Raw genomic sequence first — 17,414 nt, forward strand, 5'->3', positions numbered from 1 at the left:
CTCGCCCTCAGCGGGCGAGCGCGACCGGGGCGCCGGAGCGCGAGAGCGCGCCCGACATCGAGCCGGGGCTGGCGCTGAGCCGCGCCGCCACGGCACCGCCCTGACGGTAGAGATAGATCTGGTCGCCCCGCAGATCCCAGGCCGAGACGCGGCCGAGATCCTCGTTCTGGCAGCCGGCGCTCGAGGCGCGGTAGAGATCGAGCGAGGGCGTCGAGGACAGGGTCACGCGGCAGGAGCCGCCGCCCGGCTCGCTGGCCCGCCAGGTGCCCACGAAGGTCGTGCGCGACACCCGCGGTGCCGCCTGGGTCGGCGTCTGGATCGCGGCGACCTGCGGGGACGTGGGGACGTCCGACACGATCTGGTCGGTCGCGACGATCTGCGTGCTGTCGAGCGGCGGGGGCGCGAGCGGCTCCGCCTCGACGACGCCGGTGGGCGCGGCGAGCCCAGGCTCCAGAGGCGTCGTCGTGATGATTCCGGGTGAGGCGGCGACCGCCGGCTGCGGGCTCCCTCCTGCGAAGCGCGAGGACTGGCAGGCGGCGAGCGCCAGCACGCTCGCGGCGATCACCGTCGTACGGAGGACGAGGCGGGTGGCTTTCTGCGACGTCATCGGGTCCATCCGGGGCTCGAGGGCGCGGATTTCGCGCCGTGGGTCGAGGTTCATCGTCCTAGCCGATCTTGGTTGCGAGAGAGTGAAGCACGAATGTGGCGGTTCGGGAAACGGCAACGGCCGCGCAGGGTTCGCCCACGCGGCCGAGTTCCTCTTTCGCGAGGGTGACGCCTCAGACGTGGCGCGTCACCATCATCTTCTTGACCTCGGCGATGGCCTTGGCGGGGTTGAGCCCCTTCGGGCAGGCGTTGGCGCAGTTCATGATGGTGTGGCAGCGATAGAGCTTGAAGGGGTCTTCCAGCTTGTCGAGGCGCTCGCCCGTCATCTCGTCGCGGCTGTCGGCGAGCCAGCGATAGGCGTGCAGCAGCGCCGCGGGGCCGAGGAAGCGATCGCCGTTCCACCAATAGGACGGACAGGCCGTGGTGCAGCAGGCGCACAGGATGCACTCGTAGAGCCCGTCGAGCTGGACGCGATCCTCCGGCGTCTGGCGCCACTCGGCCTCCGGCGCGGGGGTCTGCGTCTGCAGCCAGGGCTCCACCGAGGCATGCTGGGCGAAGAACTGCGTCAGGTCGGGAACGAGGTCCTTCAGCACCGGCATGTGCGGCAGGGGATAGATCTTCACCGCGCCCGAGCCGCATTCGTCGATGCCGCGGGTGCAGGCGATGGTGTTCTGCCCCTGGATGTTCATGGCGCACGAGCCGCAGATGCCCTCGCGGCACGAGCGCCGGAAGGTCAGCGTCGGGTCGACCTTGTTCTTGATCCAGATGAGGGCGTCGAGAACCATCGGCCCGCAATCCTCGCGGTCGACGTAGTAGGTGTCGATGCGCGGGTTCTCGGTCTCGTCGGGGTTCCAGCGATAGATCCGGAACTCCTGCAGCCGCTTCCCGTCGACGGGCTTCGGCCAGACCTTGCCCTCGCGATACTGGGAGTTCTTGGGGAGGGAGAATTCGGCCACGTGTTACTCCGCGTCTTCATCTTCGAGGGCGATCTTCAGATCGTTGTTCTCCTCGATCCGCAGCATCCTGATGTCCCGGACGGCCGGCGTGAACCAATCATACTTCTTCGCGAGCTTCTGGACGACGGTCACGCAACGAACTGCATCTACGGTATCGTCACCGAAATAGGTGCTGCCCTGCTTCCATTCGAAGCCTCTTGCAGTAAGAAAGCGCCGTATGTCCGCATAAGCATTGTTCGCATTGTTGCCGTGGTAAAGCTCGCTGAGCATTTGTTGGTCGAGATCGAACACGATCGCGTACATGCTGCCTCCGCGTCTGCGATTGTGCCCGATCCCGGCCACCGTCATGTCCTCAGTACACCCGCGCCTTCGGCGCGATGTACTCGATCTCGTTCGAGAGCGTGTAGGTGTGGACCGGGCGGTAGTCGATCGTGACCTGGCCCTTGCCCTCGTCGCACCAGGCGAGAGTGTGCTTCATCCACTCCTTGTCGTCGCGATCCGGATGATCCTCGCGGGCGTGGGCGCCGCGGGATTCGGTGCGGTTCGCGGCCGATTCCATCGTCACCACCGCCTGGGTGATCAGGTTGTCGAACTCGAGCGTCTCGATCAGGTCGGTGTTGAAGATCAGCGAGCGGTCCTTGGTGGACACGTCCCCGATGCCGCCCCAGACCTCGTGGATCAGCGACTTGCCCTCGTCGAGCACCTCGCCGGTGCGGAAGACCGCGCAATTGTTCTGCATGGTCTTCTGCATCTGCAGGCGCAGCTCGGCGGTTGGCGTCGCGCCGTTGGCGTTGCGGAAGCGGTCGAGGCGCGAAAGCGCCTTGTCGGCGGAGCCCGCCGGCAGCGGCGCCTGGCTCTCGCCGGCCTTGACGATCTCGGCGCAGCGCAGGCCCGCCGCGCGGCCGAAGACGACGAGGTCGATCAGCGAGTTCGAGCCGAGCCGGTTGGCGCCGTGGACGGAGACGCAGGCCGCCTCGCCGATGGCCATCAGGCCCGGCACCACCGAATCCGGATCGCCGTTCTTCTTGGTCAGCACCTCGCCGTAGAAGTTCGTCGGGATGCCGCCCATGTTGTAGTGCACGGTCGGCAGGACCGGGATCGGCTCCTTCGTCACGTCGACGCCGGCGAAGATCTTGGCGCTCTCCGAGATGCCCGGAAGGCGCTCGTGGAGGATCTTCGGATCGAGGTGGTCGAGGTGGAGGTGGATGTGGTCCCCCTCCTTGCCGACGCCGCGACCGCCGCGGATCTCCATCGTCATGGCGCGCGAGACGACGTCGCGCGAGGCGAGGTCCTTCGCGGAGGGTGCGTAGCGCTCCATGAAGCGCTCTCCCTCGGAATTCGTCAGGTAGCCGCCCTCGCCGCGCGCGCCCTCGGTGATCAGGCAGCCCGCGCCGTAGATGCCGGTGGGGTGGAACTGCACGAATTCCATGTCCTGCAGGGGCAGGCCGGCGCGCAGCACCATGGCGTTGCCGTCGCCGGTGCAGGTATGGGCGGACGTCGCCGAGAAATAGGCGCGGCCGTACCCGCCGGTGGCGAGGATCACCATCTGGGCGCGGAAGCGGTGGATCGTGCCCGTCGTCATGTCGAGGGCGACGATGCCGCGGCAGCGCCCTTCCTCGTCCATGATCAGGTCGATGGCGAAGTACTCGATGAAGAAGTTCGTGTCGTTCTTCAGCGCCGCGCCGTAGAGCGTGTGCAGGATGGCGTGGCCCGTGCGGTCGGCGGCGGCGCAGGTGCGCTGGGCGGTGCCCTCGCCGAAGCGGGTCGTCATGCCGCCGAAGGGCCGCTGGTAGATCTTGCCGGCCTCGGTCCGCGAGAAGGGCACGCCCCAATGCTCGAGCTCGTAGACGGCGGCGGGCGCGTGCCGGCACAGGTACTCGATGGCGTCCTGGTCGCCGAGCCAGTCCGACCCCTTCACGGTGTCGTACATGTGCCAGCGCCAATCGTCCTCGCCCATGTTGCCGAGCGCGGCGGAGATGCCGCCCTGCGCCGCCACCGTGTGCGAGCGCGTGGGGAAGACCTTGGTCACGCAGGCCGTGCGCAGGCCCGCCTGCGAGCAGCCGACCGTCGCGCGCAGACCCGCGCCGCCGGCGCCGACGACCACCACGTCGAACGTGTGGTCCGTGATCGGATAGGCCGCGCCGTTGACGGACGGAGCGGCGCCGTCGGCCGCGGGGGAAGCGTCGTTCGCCATTGTCTCGTATACTCCCTCAGAGCAAGGGGCCGAAGCTGACCTTCGCGATCGCGAAGAGGCTCGCCGCGCCGATGACGATCGCGAAGAACGTGTTCGCGATCACGGCGGCGATCTTCGCGCCCTTGCCGTGCACGTAGTCCTCGATGACGATCTGCATGCCCAGCCGCATGTGGACCGTGACCGATATGACGAAGAGCGCGAGCAGGATCGCGGCAAGGGGGTGCGACACGATCGCGACCGCCTCGGCGTAGGGCTGGCCCGCCACGAGCGCCACGATCACCACGAAGGGCAGCACCAGGAGCAGGTTCGACACCGCCGTGATGCGATGATGCCAGAAATGGTCGGTGCCCCCGCCGGAGGCGCCGAGACCCTTGGCGCGGGCGAGCGGGGTGCGGATGGAGTTGCGCGTGGCCATCGGGTCTCCTCCTCAGCGCGCGATCAGGGCGACGAGCCAGATCACCAGCGTCAGCGAGATCGAGCCGACGAGGGTGAGCTTGGCGAGCAGGAAGCGCTGCGAGGGCTCGAAGCCCTGGCCGAAATCCCACACGAAGTGGCGCACGCCGCCGAGCATGTGGTGCATCAGGGCCCAGGTGTAGGCGAAGAGCAGCAGATATCCGATGGGCGAGCCGAAGAACCAGGCGGCGGAGGCGTAGGACTCGGGCCCGGAGGCCAGCGACACGAACCAGAACGCGAGGAACACCGTGCCGACGTAGAGCACGATCGCCGTCGCGCGGTGGAAGATGGACATCGCCATCGTCCAGGTCCAGCGGTAGATCTGGAGATGGGGCGAAAGAGGCCGCTTGGCTTCCGCTCGTGCGCTCTCGGCTGACGCCATGACTGCTGGCTCCTCGTACGCCTGCGGCGCGACGCCGCAAAAATGACAAAAGGCTCTCGCCGAGGGTAAGTATCGGATGCGTTCCCCGACGACAATGCGTCATCCCGCCTGGCGGGTTACAGTTTGGAGCGACTGTAAGCAACCCCTTCGGAGGTCGTAGGGAATCATACGCGATCCTGGCGCGACTCCTTTGCGCGAAACACTTTGGGCCCTCCGGTCCCGGCGATGCCCGCACCGGGATCCTTCGGCTCGCCCGAGCCGGGCGGTGCGCGGCGCTTGGCGAAGCGCGCCTTGGCGTAGGCCATTCCCTTGCGTCCCCCGTGCTTGACACCCTTGGCCGTGCCGAAGGCGAGGAGCCAGAACGCGCCGAAGCCGAGCCCGGCGGCGAGCGCGCCGGCGACCGTCACCGGCACCGCCGGCTCGTAGGCGCGATAGGCGGCGTCCGCGATCTGCGGGTCGGCCTCGCGCACCAGGACGAGCACCTGGCCGAGCCCATCGGACCGCGCCAGGCGCTCCGCCTGGCGCTCGAGCCGCGCGAGGCGCTCGGCGGCTTCGCGCGCGCTCTCGCCCTGGCGGCGCACGAGATCGTCGGGATTGGCCTCGAGCCTGCCGAGCGCGCCCTCGCGGTCGAGCCCGGCCTCGGCGGCGCTGTCGTCGAAGCGCGCGACGATCGCGGCGAGCTCGTCGATGGCGCCACCGAGGCGCTGCTCGTATTGCTGCGCGAATTCCGGCCCCTGCGAGCCCGCGAGCGCGCCGACGAGCCCCATGCCCATGGCGGCGATGCGCGAAAGCGCCATCAGACCCCCTCCCCCGCCGCGGCGGCGGCGAGGATCGCATCGCGCGTCACCGCTTCCGCCGGGGCCTGGATCTTGATCGCGCGGGTGCGCGCGCCGGGGATCATCAAGAGGATCACGGTCTCGGTGCCCGGGCAGGCGGGATCGGCGCAGACGATCTCGTTGACGCTCAAGGACGCGTCCTCCGGCAGCGCCAGCGTCTCGCGGGCCAGCGCCGCCACGCGGTCGAGCGCCGCGCGCTCGGGGCGGGCGCGGCCGAAACGCCGGGCGAGGCGCGCGAGCGGTCCGGTCACGCGCGCCTCACGGGAGCCGCAGGACGCCGCCGGCACCGTCGGCGGCCCCGAAGGCGAGGGTGTCGCCCTTGGCGTCCCACGTGAGCGCGGTGACGCCCGAGCCCTTCACCGCCGGCCGCACCAGGAGCTCGGATGCGTCGGTGAGGCGGATGAGGAGGATGCAGCCGTCCTGGTAGCCCGCGGCCACCACCGGGACGCGCGGATGGCAGGCGACACGCGAGACCTGAGCGGGCCGCACGCCGCACTCGCGCGGCTGCTTGCCCGTGGGGCCATCCTTCGAGTCGAACGGCCAGAGGATGACGGCGTCCGCGCCCGAGGTCGCGAGCCACTTGCCGTCCGCCGTCCAGGAGAGCGAGCGCGTCTTGCCGGGATAGCCCGACATGCGCATGTGCCCCTTGTCGGGCTGCAGGCGCCAGCCGTGGAGCGAATTTTCCTGCATCGACGTCACGACGAAACGCCCGTCCGGCGACCAGACGACGTCGAGATGCGCGCCCTTCCACTCGAGCCGCTCCGGCTCGGTGTCGAGGTTGGGGAACCACAGCGTCGCGCCGTCGACATGCGCCACCGCGAGGCGGTAGCCCTTCGGCGCGAAGGCGAGGCCGCGCACCGAGGACGGCGTCTCGCGCACGCGCTCCTTGCCCTTGGGATCGCGGGCGAAGACCTTCTTGCCGGCGGACCAGGCGACGCCGCCGTCCTTGTGCAGGGCGAGCGCGTCGATCCAGGCGAAGGCGCCGGCCTGCGCGAAGGTGCGCGTCGAGCCGTCGGGCCCGGTCACCGCCACGCGCCCGTCGTCGCCGCCGGTGACGAGCCGCTCGCCGTCGCTGGCCGCGGACAGGACGGAGCCGTCGGGATGGGCCTCCACCCGATGGCTCTCGCCGTCCTTGAACAGGAGGACGCCGCCGTCGCCGAGCGCGAAGGCGGCGACGTCGCCGAGGAAGGCGGTCGCGGTGACGTGCGCGCCGGTATCCACCGGGCGCACGAGCTCGACGAGGGAGGGCGCGTCGTTGGTCATGGCGCCCTGTCTACGCCCCTGCGCCGCCTCTTGGAAGAGGCGCGGCGCGCATGACCCGCGCGATCAGAGGCTCGCCGCCGCGCGCGTCGCCTGGTCGTAATGCCCGGAGAGTCCCCGCAGCATCGCCGCGATCTCGGACAGGCGCCCTTCGTCGAGCGTCGTCGCGGAGAGCGGCTTCGTCAGCAGCGCGTCGCGGATCTCGCGATAGCGCAGGCACACGGCGCGCCCGCGCTCGGTGATCTCCACCGTCTTCTCCTTGCCGGCGCGCCCGGAGGCGACGAGGCCGGCGGCCTCGAGCTTCTTCACGCCGTAGGAGACGAGGTGCGTGTCCTCCACCGAGAGCACGAGACAGATGTCGGCGAGCTTCTTGGGGCGCCCGCGATGATTCACCGTGTGCAGCACGAGCACGTCGAGCGCGGAGAGATCCGGCACGCCCGCGGCCGACATGCAGCGCGTCATCCAGCGCTGGAAGGCGTGGCCTGCGAGGATGAGGCCGAACTCGAACTCGGACAGGGCGGGAAGGCCTGTCTCGGCGAGGTGGGCCGAGGAGACGACGGGGCCGACACCGCTCGGCGCGGAGCCTGCACCGCTCGGCGCGGGGCCCGTGCCGGTGCGCGTGCCGTCGGTCTCGACCTCGGTCTTGCGGGGAGGGCTCATGGGGCGTCTCTCGCTCATTCCAGCATGGTCCGCGGCAGCCATAGCGCGATGTCGGGGAAGAGCGCGAGGAGGAGGGCGGCGAGACACATCAGCGCGAAGAAGGGCGCCGTGTAGAGCCCGAGCCGGAAGATGTCGCGCCCCGTCAGCGATTGCAGGACGTAGAGGTTGAAGCCTACCGGCGGGGTGATCTGCGCCATCTCGACCACGAGCACGATGAAGATGCCGAACCAGATCAGGTCGATCCCGGCGGCCGTCACCAGCGGCATGATGATCGAGGTGGTGAGCACCACGAGCGAGATGCCGTCGAGGAAGCAGCCCATGACGATGAAGAAGACCGTCAGGGCGAGGAGCAGCATCGCCTGCGAGAGGCCGAAGGAGCCGATCCATTCCGCCAGCATGCGCGGGATGCCGGTGAAGCCCATCGACGTCGTCAGGAAGGCGGCGCCCGCGAGGATGAAGGCGATCATGCACGAGGTCTTCGTGGCCGAGATCAGCGCCGCGCGGAAGGTGGGGAGGTTCAGCGTGCCGGCGCGCCAGGAGATGGCGAGGGCGAGGAACACGCCCACCGCCGCGGCTTCCGTCGCCGAGGCGAAGCCCGCGTAGATCGAGCCGATGACGCCCACGATGAGGAGGACCACGGGCGCGAGGCGGCGCAGCTTGGATATGCGCTGGCGCAGCGGCATCACCGGCTCGGGCGGGGGCATGCGATGGCGGTTGAGGAGCGCCCAGACGATCACGTAGCCCATGAACAGCGCGGTGAGCATCAGCCCGGGGATCACGCCGGCGATGAAGAGGCGCGCCACCGATTGCTCGGTCGCCGTGGCGTAGACGATGAGGATGATGGAGGGTGGGATCATCAGGCCGATCGTGCCCGAGCCCGCCAGCGTGCCGATCGCCATCACGTCGGAGTAGCCGCGCTTCTTCAGCTCGCCCAGCGAGATGCGCCCGATCGTGGCGCAGGTCGCGGCGGAGGAGCCGGAGACGGCGGCGAAGATCGTGCAGCCCACCACGTTCACGTGGAGGAGGCGCCCGGGAAGACGTGCGAGCCAGGGCGTGAGGCCCTCGAACATGTCCTCCGACAGCTTCGTGCGAAACAGGATGTCGCCCATTAGGATGAACATGGGCAGGGCCGTCAGGTCCCAGGAATTGAGCTGCTGCCACATGGCGGTCGCGAGTATCGCGCCCGGCGGGAGCGGCAGCGACGCCACGAGGGCCACGAAGCCCAGGGTCGCCAGCGCCACCGCGATCCAGACGCCGCAGGCGAGGATCGCGAAGAGCAGCGCGACGAGGAGGAGCATGAAGGTCGTCGGCTCCACGGCTCAGCCCTCCCGCCCGAGGGCGACCGCGTCTTCCGCGGCGCGGAAGCTCGGGCGCCCCGTACGCACGGTGATCGTCAGCTCGTCGAGAAAGGCGATCGTGAGGAGCGCGGCACCCGCGGCCATGGCCGCCTGGGGCCAGACCAGGGGGACCTGGACGAGCCCCGGGGAGACCTCGCCGAAGCGCCAGCTCTCGAGGGCGTATCCACCGATCGCCCAGGTACCGAAGCCCGCCGCGAGCGCGCCGAAGGCGAGAGCCGCGGCCTCGATCAGGGCACGCACGCGCTGGGGAAGCGCGTTCACGAGCATGGTCACGCGGATGTGCGCGCCGCTCTTCAAGGTGCCCGCGAGCGCGAGGAAGCTCGCGGCGGCGAAGAGGTAGCCCGAGATCTCGGCGAGCGAGAGCACGACGAAGCCCGAGCGCGGCAGGTCCAGCGCCTGCAGGATCGCGTCCCAGATGCGCGCCACGACCTGCAGGCCGACGAGCGAGGCGATCACGAGGATGCACAGGGCGGACAGCCACAGGCCCGCCGCATAGAGGAGATCGAGCGCGCGACGCATGCAATCCTCCGAAGGACAGGAATGCCGCCGCCCCATGGGGCGGTCGACGTCGATGCGAGCCGCCGACCCGGCACCGCCCCACGGGGCGGTCGGCGAGCGGAGCGAGACGGGTGGGGGCGAGCGGCAAGTCGCGACGGACTCGCCCCCAACCGATCCGCCGACGCGGCCCACCTCCCCTAAGGGAAGGTTTCGGCGCGGACTCAGTTCGCGCGGTAGGCCTCGAGCACGGCCGTGCCCGCCTCGCCGGCGCTGGCGGCCCATTCGTCGGCGATCTGTGCGCCGATCTCCTGGAAGCCGGTCGAGAGGCCCTCGGAGGGCACGACGATGGCGATACCGTTGTCGGCGAGCGTCTTCGTCGCCGCCTCGGTGTCGGCCTGCGACATCTCCCAGCCGCGGGCCTCCGCCGCCGCTGCGGCCTCGAGCAGGGCCGCGCGCACGCCGGGCTCGAGCGCCTCGAAGGCGGCGGTGTTCACCACCACCATGTTGCGCGGCAGCCAGGCCTGGGTGTCGTGGTAATGCGAGACGAAGTCCCAGAACTTCGAGTTCACGCCGGTGGAGGGCGAGGTGATCGTCGCCTCCACGCGCCCCGTGGCGAAGGCGGTGGGCAGGTCCGCCACCTCGACCTGGACCGGCGTCGCGCCGGAGAGCTCGGCGATGCGCGCCGTGCCGGGATTGTAGGTGCGGAAGCGCAGGCCGCGAAGCGCCTCGATCGAGTCGATCTCCTGGCCGGCATAGATGCCCTGGGGCGGCCACGGCACGGAGAAGAGCAGCGTCAGCCCCTCCTCGGAGAGCGCCTCCTCGAGCGCCGGGCGCTGGGCCTCGTAGAGGCGGCGCGCGTCCTCGTAGGACGTGGCGAGGAAGGGCACGGAATCGAGGCCGTAAATGGGATTCTCGTTGGCATGCAACGAGATCAGCACCTCGCCGATCGGGACCACGCCCGAGCGCACGGTGCGCTTGATCTCGGGATGCTTGATCAGCGAGCCGGCGGAATGCACCGTGATGTCGAGCGCACCGCCGGTGGCCTCGCGGACCTCGTCGGCGAATTGCGCGATGTTGACGGTATGGAACGTCGCGTCCGGATAGGGGGTGGGCATGTCCCAGCTCTGGGCCGAGGCCGCGCCGGCCAGGACGGCCGACAGCCCGACGCCCGCGACGACGCGTGCGAAGATGTTCATGATGTCGCTCCCTTCTCGCCCCCGGCCGCGAGAGGCCGGGCGGCTTCCCAGCGCATCCCTCTTTATCATGCGCATGATGCAAGGGTGATCTGCAGCGCACACCATGTCAATATCCTTGCGTCATCTCATCGAAAAAATGTTGACGTTTTGTCGATGTCGGCGATGATGACCTTCAGGGAACGACACGGGCGCGCCCGGCGGTGTCGCGCGCGGCCAGCGTGAGGAGGCGACGATGAGCGGCAGGTGGGACTTCTGGATCGATCGCGGCGGCACGTTCACCGACGTGATCGCGCGCGACCCCGACGGGCGCCTGCACGCCCGCAAGCTCCTCTCGGAGAATTCCGACGCCTATCGCGACGCCGCCGTCCAGGGCATCCGCGACCATCTCGGCCTCGCCCGCGGCGAGCCGATCCCGGAGCGCACCATCGGCGAGGTGCGCATGGGCACCACGGTCGCCACGAACGCGCTGCTCGAGCGCAAGGGCGAGCGCACGCTGCTCGTCACCACCAAGGGCTTCCGCGACGCGCTGCGCATCGGCTACCAGGCGCGCGCGGACATCTTCGCCAAGGCCATCGTCAAGCCCGACGAGCTCTACGACGACGTCGTCGAGATCGACGAGCGCATCCTCGCCGACGGCACGGTGGAGCGTCCCCTCGACGAGGCGGCGGCCCGCGCGGCGCTGGAGGCGGCGAAGGAAGCCGGCTGGCAGGCCCTCGCCATCGTCTTCATGCACGCCTACAAGCATCCCGACCACGAAAGCCGCGTCGCCGCGATCGCCCGCGAGATGGACTTTCCCCAGGTGTCCGTCTCCCACGAGGTCTCGCCGCTCGTGAAGCTCGTGGGGCGCGGCGACACCACCGTCGTCGACGCCTATCTCTCGCCGATCCTGCGCCGCTACGTGGCGCAGGTCTCCGACGAGCTCGACGTCGATCGCACCGGCGCGCGCCTCATGTTCATGATGTCCTCGGGCGGGCTCACCGCGGCCGAGCTGTTCCAGGGCAAGGACGCGATCCTGTCGGGCCCCGCAGGCGGCGTGGTCGGCCTCGCCGAGACCGGCCGCGCGGCCGGCTTCGACAAGGTGATCGGCTTCGACATGGGCGGCACGTCGACCGACGTGGCCCATTTCGACGGCACCTACGAGCGCGCCTTCGAGACCGAGGTCGCGGGCGTGCGCATGCGCGCGCCGATGATGCTGATCCACACGGTCGCGGCGGGCGGAGGCTCGAAGCTCAAATGGGACGGCACGCGCTACCGCGTCGGGCCCGATTCCGCCGGCGCCCATCCCGGCCCGACCTGCTATCGCCGCGGCGGCCCGCTCGCCGTGACCGACGCGAACGTCATGGTGGGCAAGCTCCTGCCGGACTATTTCCCGCACATATTCGGCCCGAACGGCGACGAGCCCCTCGACGCGGACGCCGTGCGCGAGGCCTTCTCGGCGCTGGCCGACGAGATCGGCGACGGGCGCGCGCCCGAGGAGGTCGCCGACGGCTTCCTCGAGATCGCCGTCGCCTCCATGGCGGAGGCGATCAAGAAGATCTCGGTCCAGCGCGGCTACGACGTGACGCGCTACGCGCTCAACTGCTTCGGCGGCGCCGGCGGCCAGCACGCCTGCCTCGTCGCGGACGCGCTCGGGATGAAGACCGTCATCGTCCATCCGCTGTCGGGCCTGCTCTCGGCCTACGGCATGGGGCTCGCCGACATCCGCGCCACGCGCCAGAGCGCGGTGGACGCCGCCCTCGATGCCGACGCGCCGCAGGCGCTCGCCGTCGCCGCGACGCGTCTCGTCGACGAAGCGGTCGAGGAGCTCACAGGCCAGGGCGTGCGCCACGACGACATCGAGGTCGTGGTGCGCGCGCACGTGCGCTATGCCGGCACGGACACGCCGCTCCAGGTCGATGCCGCGACGCTCGCGGGCGAGGCCCTCGCGGCCCCCATCGCGCCGGCCTCGGCGCAGGCGATGCGCGCGGATTTCGAGGCGCAGCACAAGCGCCGCTTCGGCTTCGTCGACGAGGGCAAGGCGCTCGTCGTCGAGGCCGTCGAGATCGAGGCGGTGGGCGGCGGCGCCCAGTTCGCCGAGGCGGAGGGCCTCGACACGGTGGAGGGCACGCCGGAAGCCGAGCGTACCACGCGCTTCTTCTCCAAGGGCTGGCACGACGCGCGCGTCTACCTGCGCGACGCGATCCATCCCGGCCACCGCATCGCCGGGCCCGCCGTGATCATCGAGCCCAACCAGACCATCGTCGTCGAGGACGGCTGGGAGGCCCGGCTCACCGCCAAGGACCACCTCGTCCTCGCCCGCGTGAAGGCCATGGCCGCGCGCCACGCGGTGGGCACGCAGGCGGATCCGGTGATGCTGGAGATCTTCAACAACCTGTTCATGTCCATCGCCGAGCAGATGGGCGTGACGCTCCAGAACACGGCGTATTCCGTCAACATCAAGGAGCGGCTCGACTTCTCCTGCGCGGTGTTCGACGCGCAAGGAAACCTCGTCGCCAACGCGCCGCACATGCCGGTGCATCTCGGGTCCATGGACCGCTCCGTGGAGACGGTGATCCGGCACAATCCGGAGATCCATCCCGGCGACGTCTTCGCGCTCAACGCCCCCTACAACGGCGGCACGCACCTGCCCGACATCACGGTGTGCACGCCGGTCTTCGCCGACGACAAGAAGACGATCCTGTTCTGGGTCGCCTCGCGCGGCCACCACGCCGACGTCGGCGGCGTGGCGCCGGGCTCGATGTCGCCGCGCGCGACGCATATCGAGGAGGAGGGCGTCTACATCGACAATTTCAAGCTCGTCGATCGCGGCCGCTTCCGCGAGGCCGAGCTCGTGGCGATGCTCGAGGGCGCCCGCTATCCGGTGCGCAACGTCGTCCAGAACGTCAACGACCTGAAGGCGCAGATCGCGGCCAACGAGAAGGGCGTCGCCGAGCTCGAGAAGATGGTCGCCTCGTTCGGGCTCGACGTCGTCGAGGCGTATATGGGCCACGTCCAGGACAACGCGGCGGAGAGCGTGCGCCGCCTGCTCGACCGCCTGAAGGACTGCTCCTTCGACTATCCGATGGACCAGGGCTGCGCGATCCGCGTCACCATCACGGTGGATCGCACGCGGCGCACGGCGCGGGTCGACTTCTCCGGCACCTCGCCGCAGCAGCCCGACAATTTCAACGCGCCCGCGCCCGTGACCCGCGCGGCCGTGCTCTACGTCTTCCGGGTGATGGTCGACGACGCGATCCCCATGAATGCGGGCTGCCTGCGGCCCATCGAGATCGTCGTCCCCGACGGCTCGATGCTCTCGCCGCGTTATCCCGCCGCCGTCGTGGCGGGGAACGTCGAGGTGAGCCAGGCGGTGACGAACTGCCTGTTCGGCGCGCTCGAGGCCATGGGCTCCTCGCAGGGCACGATGAACAACCTCACCTTCGGCAACGACACCTACCAGTACTACGAGACGATCTGCTCGGGCGCCCCCGCCGGCCCCGGCTGGAACGGGGCGTCGGGCGTGCACACGCACATGACGAACTCGCGGCTCACCGATCCCGAGATCCTGGAGACGCGCTTCCCCGTCGTGCTGGAGGACTTCCACATCCGCGCGGGCTCGGGCGGCAAGGGCCGCTGGTCGGCGGGCGACGGCACGGCGCGCACGATCCGCTTCCGCGAGCGGATGGATTGCGCGATCCTCGCCTCCCACCGCAAGGTCCGCCCCTTCGGCGTCGCCGGCGGCGAGCCGGGCGAGCTCGGACGTACGTGCGTGCGGCGCCTCGACGGGACGATGGAGGAGCTCGCGGGGAGCGATCAGACGGTGCTCCATGCCGGCGAGGCGGTGACGGTGATCACGCCGACGGGTGGGGGGTACGGAAAGGCGGAGTAATGTCCGTCTGGGCGGACGTTTCGCAATCCTGCAAGCGTCCCGCCCCCTCCCCACCCTCCGACCCTCGGGTCGTCGTCCTCCCCTGCGGGGAGGAGGCGATAGGGCGAGCGTCGGTGCATCGGTGGAAATGGCCGATGCGGGGCGCCGGCCGCCACCTCCCCGCAGGGGAGGACGGAGCTCGAAGAGCGGAGGGTGGGGAGGGCGGCTGTGCCGCTCGCCCGTGTACTCGACCAGCGTATTCGATCAGCTCGACGACGCCGCCGACCTGCGCGCCTCCAGACGCCTCGCGATCTCCCACGCCAGCGCGCCCGCGATCGTGATGGCGATCATCACCAGCGCCAGCGCGTTCACCGCGGGGGTGAGGCCGGTGCGGACCTTGGTGGCGATGTAGACGGTGAGCGGCGTCTCGAAGCCGCGCACGAAAAGCGTCGTGTTGTAGTTCTCGATGCTCTGGAGCGTGGCCAGCAGCGCCGCGGCGAGGAGCGCGGGCTTGAGGAAGGGCAGCAGCACGCGGCGAAACACCATGAGCTTCGAGGCCCCGAGCCCCAGCGCCGCCTCCTCCAGCGTACGGTCGAAGCGCTGCAGGCGCGCGGCCACCATCAGCATGACGTAGGCCGAGATGAAGCTCGCCTGGGCGAGCACGATGAGCAGGAGCCCGCCGCCGACCCCGATCTGGCGCCAGAGCACCAGCGTCGCGATGCCGATGACGACGCCCGGCGTGAGCAGCGGCGAGACCATCAGCGCGTAGAGCACCGACTTCGCCCGCGCGTGCAGGCTCGTGAGCACGAGCGCCGCCGCCGTGCCCACCGGCACCGCGATGGCGACGACGCCGAGCGCGACGATCGCCGACGTCCACAAAGCGCGCCACATGGCGGCGTCGTCCACCATCTGCGCGAACCAGTCCGTCGTCGTCCCGAGCCAGGGCGTCACGGTGGGGAAGCGCGAGGTGTTGAACGCGGCCGCGCTCATCACGACGAGGGGCGCGAACAGGTAGACGAAGAACGCGAGGACGTAGATCCAGAACAGGATCTTGGGGATCGCCGCCGCGGCGCGGGAGGCGAGCGGGGTGCGGGCGGGCATCGCCGGCGAGGGCGGGAGAGCGACGGCGCTCGTCATCGGGCGATCCCCCTCATTTCGCGACGTCCGTGAGCGAGACGCGGAAGACGCGCAGCGTGATCAGCACCACCGCGAGGCAGAGCACGAGGAGCACGAGCGCGTAGGCCGCGCCGCGGTTCCAGTCCCCGCCCTCGAAGAACCAATTGTAGATGATCTGCGTGAACCAGCGGCTGCCCGGCGCGCCGAGCAGGGCCGGCGCCACGTAGCTGCCCGCCGCCAGCATGAAGGTGAAGACGCAGCCCGTGGCGATGCCGGCCTTCGCGTGCGGGATGACGATGCGCAGATGAATGCGCCAGGTCGCGGCGCCGAGGTCCCGCGCCGCCTCGATCTGCGCCTTCTCCAGGCTCTCGATCGAATTGTAGATCGGGAAGAGCATGAACAGGATGTAGGCGTAGACCATGCCGGCGAGGACGCCGCCGTCGCCGTACCAGCGCATGGGCTCGTCGAGGATGCCGAGGTTCATCAGGAAGGCGTTGAGCGGCCCGCGGAAGGCGAGGAGGATGTACCAGGCGAGCGTGCGCAGGACCTCGTTGATCCAGAAGGGGATGACGAGGGCGAGCACCACCAGGGAGGCGGCCGAGGGGCTCGCGGTCTGCGCCAGCCAGAAGGCCAGGGGATAGCACACGACGAAGGTCGCGATCGTCACGAGCGCGCTCGCCCACACGGTCTTGAGGAAGATCTCCCGGTGCACCGGCTCGCCCGCGAGATAGGCGAGGTTGTCCAGGGAATAGGTGTCGAGCGGGCCGCCGACGTCCGCCGGGAGCAGGTTGGGGCGCAGCGCGAAGTCGATCATCATCAGGTTGGGCGCGAGCACGAGGCCCGCGAGCCAGAACCCGACGAGGACGAGGAACAGCCCCGCGAGGCCGGGCCCGAAGCGGCCCGTGAGCGCGCTCATGGCTCCTCCTCCGGCCGCGCCTGCGCATGCCCCGGCAGCGCGATGGCGTCGCGGGTCGAGAAGGAGAAGGCGATCTCGGCCCCCGGCGCCGGCGCGCCGCCGAGCGTCGTCGAGGGCAGAGCGGCGAGGAGGCGCGCGCCGTCGGCGGTGGCGCCGTGGAGGAGGCCGAAGGCGCCCTCGAAATCCAGCCGCTCGGCGCGGGCGGCGAGGACGTTGGGGCCGGCGCCCTCCCCTGCGGTCGCGCCCTGGCGCGCGAGGGTCAGCGCCTCGGGGCGCACGTAGAGCGTCGCCTCCGCGCCCGCGGCGAGCCCGGCGCCGGCGCGCGCGGTGAAGCGCCCGTGCGCCGTGTCGAGCGCCGCCTCGCCGTTCTCGATGGCGACGACGCGGCCGGGAACGGCGTTCGTCTCGCCCACGAAGGTCGCGACGAACGGCGTCGCCGGCTCGTCGTAGAGCGTGCGCGGCGCCGCCACCTGCTGGAGGACGCCCGCGCTCATCACCGCCACGCGGTCGGACATGGCGAGCGCCTCCGACTGGTCGTGGGTGATGTAGAGGAAGGTGACGCCGGTGCGCTTCTGGATCGTGCGCAGCTCCGCGCGCATGTGCTGGCGCAGCTTGAGATCGAGCGCCGAGAGCGGCTCGTCGAGGAGCAGCACCTGCGGCTCGACCGCGAGCGCCCGGGCGATGGCGACGCGCTGCTTCTGGCCGCCGGAGAGCTCGGAGATCTTGCGCTCGCCGTAGCCCGAGAGCGCGATGAGATCGAGGAGTTCCTCCGCGCGCCGCCGGCGCTTTTCCTTCGAGACGCCGCGCGCCTCGAGCCCGAAGGCGATGTTCTCCCACACCGGCATCAGGGGGAAGAGCGCGAGCGACTGGAAGATCATCGCGGTGGGGCGCTGGTTGGGGCCGAGCCCCGCCATGTCGCGCTCGCCGATGAGGACGCGGCCCGCGCTGGGCGCGAGGAAGCCCGCGACCATGCGCAGGATCGTCGTCTTGCCGCAGCCCGACGGGCCGAGGATCGAGAAGAACTCCCCCGGCTCGACCGTGAAGGAGACGTCGTCGACGGCCCGCGTCTCGCCGAAGGCCATGGTGACGCGCTCGAGCGCGACGGAATGGGACATCGTTGGTCTCTCGGGCTCTTC

The 17,414-nt window shown here is 70.2% G+C and carries 17 protein-coding genes; 1 reads left to right on the forward strand and 16 read right to left on the reverse strand.

Going from position 1 to position 17,414, the window contains the following annotated elements:
- Positions 1-7: 7 nt before the first annotated feature.
- The 13 genes from IEX89_RS06105 to IEX89_RS06165 all read right to left on the reverse strand — a co-directional run bounded on the left by IEX89_RS06105 (position 8) and on the right by IEX89_RS06165 (position 10,399).
- Complete coding sequence (locus tag IEX89_RS06105; protein ID WP_188910685.1) at positions 8-607, reverse strand: AprI/Inh family metalloprotease inhibitor; 600 nt, start codon at positions 605-607, stop codon at positions 8-10.
- A 172-nt stretch (positions 608-779) separates the two neighbouring features.
- A complete protein-coding gene (locus IEX89_RS06110) occupies positions 780-1,562 on the reverse strand; it encodes a succinate dehydrogenase iron-sulfur subunit (RefSeq protein WP_188910700.1) in 783 nt (260 codons plus the stop codon).
- 3 nt (positions 1,563-1,565) lie between these two features.
- A complete protein-coding gene (locus IEX89_RS06115) occupies positions 1,566-1,865 on the reverse strand; it encodes a virulence factor (RefSeq protein ID WP_188910702.1) in 300 nt (99 codons plus the stop codon).
- A 49-nt stretch (positions 1,866-1,914) separates the two neighbouring features.
- A complete protein-coding gene (gene sdhA, locus IEX89_RS06120; protein ID WP_188910704.1) occupies positions 1,915-3,756 on the reverse strand; it encodes a succinate dehydrogenase flavoprotein subunit in 1,842 nt (613 codons plus the stop codon).
- Between the two features lie 16 nt (positions 3,757-3,772).
- A complete protein-coding gene (sdhD, locus tag IEX89_RS06125; protein ID WP_188910706.1) occupies positions 3,773-4,171 on the reverse strand; it encodes a succinate dehydrogenase, hydrophobic membrane anchor protein in 399 nt (132 codons plus the stop codon).
- Between the two features lie 12 nt (positions 4,172-4,183).
- Complete coding sequence (gene sdhC, locus IEX89_RS06130) at positions 4,184-4,591, reverse strand: succinate dehydrogenase, cytochrome b556 subunit (RefSeq protein WP_188910708.1); 408 nt, start codon at positions 4,589-4,591, stop codon at positions 4,184-4,186.
- 164 nt (positions 4,592-4,755) lie between these two features.
- Positions 4,756-5,388: a DUF2937 family protein gene (locus tag IEX89_RS06135; RefSeq protein ID WP_188910710.1), complete on the reverse strand. Its 633-nt coding sequence runs from the start codon at positions 5,386-5,388 to the stop codon at positions 4,756-4,758.
- Positions 5,388-5,678 (reverse strand): hypothetical protein, encoded by a 291-nt coding sequence (locus IEX89_RS06140; protein WP_188910713.1) that lies wholly within the window; start codon positions 5,676-5,678, stop codon positions 5,388-5,390. Before IEX89_RS06140 ends, IEX89_RS06135 begins: the two co-directional genes overlap by 1 nt.
- Before the next feature lie 7 nt (positions 5,679-5,685).
- The gene (locus tag IEX89_RS06145) at positions 5,686-6,690 is read right to left on the reverse strand and encodes a WD40 repeat domain-containing protein (protein WP_188910715.1); all 1,005 of its coding nucleotides are present in this window, start codon (positions 6,688-6,690) and stop codon (positions 5,686-5,688) included.
- A 63-nt stretch (positions 6,691-6,753) separates the two neighbouring features.
- Entirely contained in the window at positions 6,754-7,347 is a 594-nt protein-coding gene (locus tag IEX89_RS06150) for a winged helix DNA-binding protein (protein WP_188910717.1), read from the reverse strand.
- 14 nt (positions 7,348-7,361) lie between these two features.
- Positions 7,362-8,663 carry a TRAP transporter large permease gene (locus tag IEX89_RS06155; RefSeq protein ID WP_373290554.1) on the reverse strand — a complete coding sequence of 434 codons (1,302 nt, stop codon included), beginning with the start codon at positions 8,661-8,663 and terminating at the stop codon, positions 7,362-7,364.
- A 3-nt stretch (positions 8,664-8,666) separates the two neighbouring features.
- Positions 8,667-9,224, reverse strand: a complete 558-nt coding sequence (locus tag IEX89_RS06160) for a TRAP transporter small permease (protein ID WP_188910719.1) — start codon at positions 9,222-9,224, stop codon at positions 8,667-8,669.
- A gap of 200 nt (positions 9,225-9,424) precedes the next feature.
- Positions 9,425-10,399: a TRAP transporter substrate-binding protein gene (locus IEX89_RS06165; protein ID WP_188910721.1), complete on the reverse strand. Its 975-nt coding sequence runs from the start codon at positions 10,397-10,399 to the stop codon at positions 9,425-9,427.
- Between the two features lie 232 nt (positions 10,400-10,631).
- On the opposite strand from IEX89_RS06165, the gene IEX89_RS06170 reads away from it, so the two are divergent.
- Positions 10,632-14,267, forward strand: a complete 3,636-nt coding sequence (locus IEX89_RS06170) for a hydantoinase B/oxoprolinase family protein (protein WP_188910723.1) — start codon at positions 10,632-10,634, stop codon at positions 14,265-14,267.
- Positions 14,268-14,510: 243 nt separating this feature from the next.
- Here IEX89_RS06170 and IEX89_RS06175 read toward each other — a convergent pair whose 3' ends face one another.
- The 3 genes from IEX89_RS06175 to IEX89_RS06185 are packed head-to-tail and all read right to left on the reverse strand — an operon-like array spanning position 14,511 to position 17,393.
- A complete protein-coding gene (locus tag IEX89_RS06175) occupies positions 14,511-15,383 on the reverse strand; it encodes an ABC transporter permease (RefSeq protein WP_244645111.1) in 873 nt (290 codons plus the stop codon).
- A 13-nt stretch (positions 15,384-15,396) separates the two neighbouring features.
- A complete protein-coding gene (locus IEX89_RS06180; RefSeq protein WP_188910725.1) occupies positions 15,397-16,278 on the reverse strand; it encodes an ABC transporter permease in 882 nt (293 codons plus the stop codon).
- Positions 16,275-17,393 (reverse strand): ABC transporter ATP-binding protein, encoded by a 1,119-nt coding sequence (locus IEX89_RS06185; RefSeq protein ID WP_188910727.1) that lies wholly within the window; start codon positions 17,391-17,393, stop codon positions 16,275-16,277. Before IEX89_RS06185 ends, IEX89_RS06180 begins: the two co-directional genes overlap by 4 nt.
- Positions 17,394-17,414 lie beyond the last annotated feature (21 nt).

Origin of the sequence: Salinarimonas ramus (assembly GCF_014645695.1) — a bacterium.
Taxonomy (GTDB): domain Bacteria; phylum Pseudomonadota; class Alphaproteobacteria; order Rhizobiales; family Beijerinckiaceae; genus Salinarimonas; species Salinarimonas ramus.